Raw genomic sequence first — 7,068 nt, forward strand, 5'->3', positions numbered from 1 at the left:
AGATCCACAGTGCTTAAGTAAATATATCAGATTAGGATTGAATTACCCAGTAGAAACTGGGAGAAAGGAGAAAATCCAATCACTATCTAATATGATTGGATTATACGTGGCATAGTATGGCAAATCAAAAAAGTGAAGCAGCATTAATTAAAAAGGTTGGAGATATAGCAAATGTAATGGCAGCAGCAGGTGTTGGATATACAGATTATATAACACAGCTTACATATATTTTATTTCTCAAGATGGATAATGAAAAAGAAGAATTAGGACTTGGAAGTTCAATTCCTAATGGCTGCAAGTGGAAAGATTTATGTGATCTTAGCGGAACAGATCTTATAGATAAATATGAAGAAATCCTCGATGAGCTTTCTAAGGATGAAGGCTTAATTGGAACAATTTTTACAAGAGCAAGTAATAAGATTGATAGACCGGTTATGCTTGCTAAGGTTATTGAAATGGTAGCAGATGAAGACTGGTACATGATGGAGGGGGACTTAAAGGGTGCTATCTATGAATCAATCTTAGAAAAGAATGGACAGGATAAGAAAAGTGGTGCAGGACAGTATTTCACTCCAAGAGCACTTATTCAGGCAATTGTGGAAGTGGTAGATCCTAAAATTGGTGAAACAGTGGCAGACCCTGCCTGTGGAACAGGAGGATTTTTACTTGCAGCTTATGAACATATGAAAGGTCAGAGTAAGGATGTGGAGAAGCAAAAGTTCTTAAAGAACCATGCTTTGTTTGGTGCAGATAATACAGCACTTGTAGTAACGCTTGCATCTATGAATTTGTATCTTCATGATATTGGCGTGAATAAGAGTCCTATTGCATATCAGGATTCGCTTATTGATACATCTGATAAGATGTACAATGTGATTCTGGCTAATCCCCCATTTGGTACAAGACCTCAAGGCAGTGTAGAAGTTGCAGCCAACAGGCCCGAGTTTGTGAGGACAAGCGATAACCAAGTTAACTTTCTGCAGCACATCATGTCTATTGTTAAGACAGGTGGTAGAGCTGGTGTAGTACTTCCGGATAGTGTGCTTACAGATACAGGCGCAACCGAAAAGGTAAGAGAAAAACTCCTTAAGGATTTCAATCTACATACAATTCTTCGACTTCCTACGGGTATTTTCTATGCTAATGGAGTTAAGACAAATATTTTATTCTTTGAGAAAGGAAAACCGACTAAAGATATTTGGGTTTATGATTATCGAACTGGCGTTAAACATACTTTAGTTACAAAGCCTCTGAAAAGAGTGGATTTGCAAGAATTTGTTGATTGCTATTGTTCTGGACATGAACAAGATAGAAAACCTACATATACAGTTGCAAATCCAAATGGTCGTTGGCGATGTTTTTCAGAAAAAGAAATCCAAGATATGAATAATCTTGATTTTAAATGGATAAATTTGGATGAAAATGATGAACGAACGTTATTAGAAATTACTGAAAATATTCAAGCAGAAGCGGAAGGAATTTCTGATGCGGTTATGTTAATTAAGACAGCGATGTTAAATAATTCGTCTATTCAAGGAGAGCGTTTTAATTCAATAAAAATACTACAGGATAAATTGATGGCGGATTGTGAGTTGTTTAAAAGTAAATTGATTGATGCAGGTATTCAGGGAAAATTAACTATTCAGTTACCAGATGATGGAATTGCGAATACTTTATGTGAAGAAAAAATACCGGATAAAGATAAGCCTTTTGATATTCCAAAGAATTGGAGATGGATAAGACTTGGATGGGCAATGGAAATTGAGAGAGGGGGTTCGCCAAGACCAATAAAAGCATATATGACAGAAGAAGAAAATGGAATTAATTGGATTAAAATTGGTGATGTTGAGAAGGAAGGGAAATATATATATTCAACAAAAGAAAAAATCAAACCTGAAGGAGAAAAGAAAAGTAGGAAAGTATATCCGGGGGATTTCCTTCTGACAAATTCTATGAGCTTTGGTAGGCCATACATATCAAAAATTGAGGGATGTATTCATGATGGTTGGCTATTGTTGAGAAATAGTAAAAATGTTTTTGATTTAGACTATTTATATTGGCTTCTTTCCTCAAAATACGCATATAGACAATTTGTACAAAAGGCATCAGGTGCAACAGTAGACAATTTGAATAAAGACAAAGTGTCATCAGCTATTATTCCTTTACCACCTCTGGCTGAGCAGAGGAGAATAGCTGACCGTATAGAAGAGTTACTTCAAGTGTTATAGATATTAGTCGAGGTTATAAAGCAAATTATATGAGATATATGTTTTTTTATGATGAAACTGAGCATAGTAGGAAGATTAATTATCAGACTGTTATATCCAGTAATTATTATGATAATTTCATAACTGCAATCGTTGGCTGGTCTTCGGAGGAAGATGCAAATATTTCTGAAAAATATCTTGCATTTGAAGAAAAGTATGATTATAGAAAAAAGAATGGTGAATTGAAAAGTCAGACTATGAAGGCAAAGGATTTTACTCTTGGTTTTGCATCACTTAATAAACACACAATCGAATTTTATGAGGATCTTATTTCACTCTTTGATAGCAGGATTATTGTTTATTTTTCAGTATTCAGCAAAATTGAATATGTGATTAATCAGTTATTTGTAGATTATCATAATTCGATGATTGTAGATGTTGATTATATGAAATATTCAATTATCAAAGCAATTAATGTATATCGTCCACAAAAGGTGATAGAGGCAATTTATAAAGATCCGTATACTTTTGTAAAAGAATTAAGATTGTTTTTGGAAGAGCAGATTAGTAAAAATCAAGCTAGCATTCCTTTGAAAGAACGTGAGAGTAAAGCATTTGAGGATATACTCTTTTTACTTGAAGATGTTGAACTACCAAAGTCTTTAGAATGGATATATTTTCCATCTTTTGATGGATTCAAGAAATTATTGATTGAGATGAACATTAATGACTATAAGTTGTTAATCGACAGAGAGGGTGTTGCATCCAATACATTAAATTCGGCAATGCTTGTCGGCTTGGAAAATGTTACCGAAGAAGATTCTAGGAATTATGTTGGAATTAGAATGGCTGATATGTTAGCAGGATTAATATCCAAATTGATGCAGTCTTTGAAGGTATCGTTGAATGGTGATTATAAGGATGGAAAAATAGAGAAAACACTTCTCGACTCTGGTTGGTTTGTCCTTAGCGAAAGACAACTTGATTTGTATAAGAAATTATACAAAGTTATTTGTGAGAACAACGATTATTGGTATAAAACGTATGCAGGAATTTATGCTGACAATTTAGTTTCTTTTATAGCGTTACTACAGTATATGAATCATTTTAAAAATGTTGATGAAATCCGAAAAGGTAAGTTGGAGATGCAACCAGAATATTATAATGCTTATGTCTGTGAGAGCTTGCAAGAACGTTACAGAATTATGAGAAATAAATTGCCACTTGATCCATTGCCGGATGATGGCAAAGATTTTTTTTGTAATCAAAGAGGTGCAAAAGTTTATAAGGATATAGACAAGCAACCAATGTTACCACTTTATGAAGGACAGAATAAGTATTATGTATGGTCAGTTGGATTTGCGAAAAACGGAGTTCCATTAGTCACAATTTCCGATAATGATAAGTTGATTTGCTATAGGTTACCAAATGAATATAAAGAGTGGGCCATGGCGACTGTTGGACTAGCTAATAGAGGCGAGAATTATTTTCCGGAAGAAGTATTGTTTTCACTGATTGATGGAAGATATTATGTAGATATTTTATAAAGAACTTTATGGAGGATGTGTTATGTATATATCTTCAGTTGAAACCGAAAATTTTAGAGCTTTTAAGGAAAAGACGATATTTCATTTTAATCCAGGAGTAACTGTACTTATTGGAGAAAATGATTGTGGAAAATCAACTGTCATAGATGCAATTCGGTATGTATTAGGAACAACAGATCAGACGTGGCAACGTGTGGAACTGTCCGATTATTATCAAGAAAATACGCAGAATGAAATACATATTACAGTGGTATTCTCTGATCTTACGATTCAAGAAAAAGCTGCTTTTATGGAGTGCTTAACATATACAAAAAGTGAAGAAATTTTAATACTTAATTGGACTGCCAAGTATATGACGAATGTAAAGCCACATAGGACGTTTGTGAGTATAAACTGTGGCAGGAATGGCGATGTATCTGCACCATCAGCAGAAGCTCGTGAATTGCTGCGAGTAACGTATTTAAAACCATTAAGAGATGCACAAGCACAAATGAGATCTGGAAGGAGTTCTCGCTTAGCTCAAATATTAAGTAGTGTACCAGATTTGAATACAGGTGAAAGAGAATATAGGGAAGGAATTGATATCAACAAATTATCGCTTGCTGGCATTTTTGATTTGTCTAATCATTTGCTTGCTAACCATGAAAAGATAAAGGGGGTAAATCAAGGAATTAGCGATATTTTGAATGCTGAATTGATGTTAAGTAGTGATGCTGTACAAACTGAAATTACAGTTTCTGGAGATGGTAATACGGATGAGAAAAAAATACATTCTTTGTTAGAAAAATTAGATTTGAATATTCAGAGGGATTCTGGATCGAATTATGGCCATGTAGGGCTAGGAACAAGTAATTTGATGAGTATGGCTTGTGAGATGTTGCTGAATCAGGATGATAAGGAATTAAGTACATTTATGCTTATTGAAGAACCAGAGGCGCACATCCATGCCCAAAGACAATTAAAACTCATTCAATCTATGCAAAACAAAGGGAAAAATCAACAGATAATATTGACAACCCATTCTCCACTATTGGCTTCAGTAGTGGAACTTAATAATTTACTTTTGATTCAAAATCGAAAAGCATTCTCTATGAGAGCAGGAGAAACACTTTTGGATGCTTCAGATTATAAGTATTTGGAGCGCTATTTAGATGCTACGAAAGCAAATCTTTTTTTCGCAAGGGGTGTGATTATTGTAGAAGGTCCAGGAGAAGCACTGCTACTGCCAACACTTGCAAATTTATTGCACAGAAATTTGACAGACTATGGAGTATCTATTGTTGATGTTAAGAGCACAGGACTTAGAAGATATGCAAGGATTTTCCAGAGAAAAAATGGGGATGAGATAAACATTCCTGTATCATGTATTACAGATAGAGATGTAATGCCGGATTGTGCGCCTGCCATTTGTATTGATGAAACATATGACAAAGAAGAGAATTGGCCAAAGAAAAATCGTAAATGGAAAGTGGAATCTGAGATAACAGATAAAGAGAAGTATATACATGAGATTGAAGAAAAAGCAAATGGGCAGAAAGTCAAAACATTTATTCCAGAACAGTGGACGTTAGAATATGAGATGGCTGCAAATGGATTAGGTGAAGAAATGCTGGAGACAATTGCAACTTTACGTGCAGCAGAGTTAAAGAGTAAGAAAAACGAGGAATTGTTAAAAGACTATAAAGAAAAATATAATGAATATGATAGCAAAGAAGCAAAAGCATCATATATTTACTCATTTTTTTCGCATAAGCTTGTATCTAAGGCAGAGTTTGCTCAGCAATTTGGGCTCGATTTGGAATGCAAATTTAAGGAAAAACCAGTTGAAGATATAGTGAAAATATTACCAAATTATTTAGTAAAAGCGATAGAATATGTGACAGCTGATATAGAAGGAATCTAGGGTATGGATAAAGAAATGTTCGAAATTCAAATCACAGATGAGGATATTGAATGGGTCAAAACAATAATGCCAGATATTCAACTGGACGAGTGTAGAATCCGGATTTTAAAGAATATGGAATCGGTAGATATTCATGCATGTCCGGGAAGTGGAAAAACTACGATCTTAGTGGCTAAATTGGCAATATTATCTCGAAGATGGAAATGGTCAAACCGTGGAATCTGTGTATTGTCTCACACGAATGTTGCACGGGAAGAAATAGAAGAACGTTTAGGAAGTTTGAGCGTTGGAAAAAGATTATTATCTTACCCGCATTTTATAGGGACAATTCAATCATTTTTTGATACATTTTTTGCAATGCCTTTTTTGAGGAGTTGTGGATGTCCTGTAAATATTGTTGATACAGATTATGTGGTTGAGCGGAGATGGGGTAACATATGGACAAAAACATGGTTAGAGGCACACGGAAAAGATAAGTATGTGTGTGATCCGCTGGAGTTACCTTATAAATTAGATGTTAAATTGGGTGAAGAGACAACTACCTATAAGAATGTAGTAAAATCTATTACGGAATCAAGACGTAGAGGGGAATTTACTTTCAATGAAATGGAACTGTATGCAACAAGAGGACTAGAATGCAAAGCAATACTTTCAAAACTAATTCAGATGAGATTTCCTATTATTTTTATAGATGAGGCTCAGGATACAAAAAAACAAATATGGGAATTATTTGATAAAATTTATGAAAAGCCATTCTATAATAGTTTTTATCAGGCGTATGGAGATAGCAATCAGGCAATTTTTAATTCATATGAAAAAATGGAAGATGTGAAGCATTTCCCAAGAGCAAATGCGTTACAAATGTTAAACAGTAAAAGATTTGTTCCTGAAATAGCGAAATTGGCCAATGGTGTTGCCTTGAATGAAAGCAAAATGATAGGAGAGTGCTTACCTTTTACCAAAAGGGATATAAAACATACGATTTTTTTATTTGATGAGGGAGCAGAAAGTGTTGTTATAGATAAGTTTGCAGATTTGATCTTTGAAAGTTTTACACACGAGGAATTAGTAAAGTATAGAAAATATGGCTGCCATGTATTAGGAATGGTTCATAAATCAGAGAACACAATGGGTGTGAGTAATTATTTTGCAGATTATAATCCTGAAGCAAAGAAACAAATGCCAAATAAGTTGATTGATTATTTTTGGATTGCTGAGGAACAGATGAGACAAAAAGGAGAATTTTCCATAAAGGTAGAGTACATAGCTAAAGGAATTTACAAATTAATGAGAAAGTATCCTTTGAAAGAAATTAATAGATCTTCTTCGGCATTTAATTCTATTCTTAAAACAGTGCAGCCGGAAAACAGAAAAAAAATAAGAACTGGGCTGTTGGAAATTATGCATATAG

Annotated in this window: 4 protein-coding genes; all 4 read left to right on the forward strand. The window is 34.2% G+C overall.

Features of this window, described 5'->3' with window-relative positions; translation table 11 throughout:
* The first annotated feature begins 116 nt into the window (after positions 1-116).
* Positions 117-2,228 (forward strand): N-6 DNA methylase, encoded by a 2,112-nt coding sequence (locus H6A13_RS12320; RefSeq protein ID WP_204909841.1) that lies wholly within the window; start codon positions 117-119, stop codon positions 2,226-2,228.
* A 29-nt stretch (positions 2,229-2,257) separates the two neighbouring features.
* The gene (locus H6A13_RS12325) at positions 2,258-3,754 is read left to right on the forward strand and encodes a DUF3800 domain-containing protein (protein WP_204909842.1); all 1,497 of its coding nucleotides are present in this window, start codon (positions 2,258-2,260) and stop codon (positions 3,752-3,754) included.
* Between the two features lie 22 nt (positions 3,755-3,776).
* Positions 3,777-5,657 (forward strand): ATP-dependent nuclease, encoded by a 1,881-nt coding sequence (locus H6A13_RS12330; protein WP_204909843.1) that lies wholly within the window; start codon positions 3,777-3,779, stop codon positions 5,655-5,657.
* Positions 5,658-5,660: 3 nt separating this feature from the next.
* Positions 5,661-7,068, forward strand: a 1,408-nt coding sequence (locus H6A13_RS12335) for a UvrD-helicase domain-containing protein (protein ID WP_204909844.1), incomplete at its 3' end; no start/stop codon positions are given.

The organism is Mordavella massiliensis, from assembly GCF_016902415.1.
GTDB classification, from domain to species: Bacteria; Bacillota; Clostridia; order Lachnospirales; family Lachnospiraceae; genus Merdimonas; species Merdimonas faecigallinarum.

What these genes read in the sequence shown, in the direction of transcription:
- H6A13_RS12320 (WP_204909841.1), top strand. Translation starts at nt 117, where the DNA reads ATGGCAAATCAAAAAAGTGAAGCAGCATTAATTAAAAAGGTTGGAGAT.
- H6A13_RS12325 (WP_204909842.1), top strand. Translation starts at nt 2,258, where the DNA reads ATGAGATATATGTTTTTTTATGATGAAACTGAGCATAGTAGGAAGATT.
- H6A13_RS12330 (WP_204909843.1), top strand. Translation starts at nt 3,777, where the DNA reads ATGTATATATCTTCAGTTGAAACCGAAAATTTTAGAGCTTTTAAGGAA.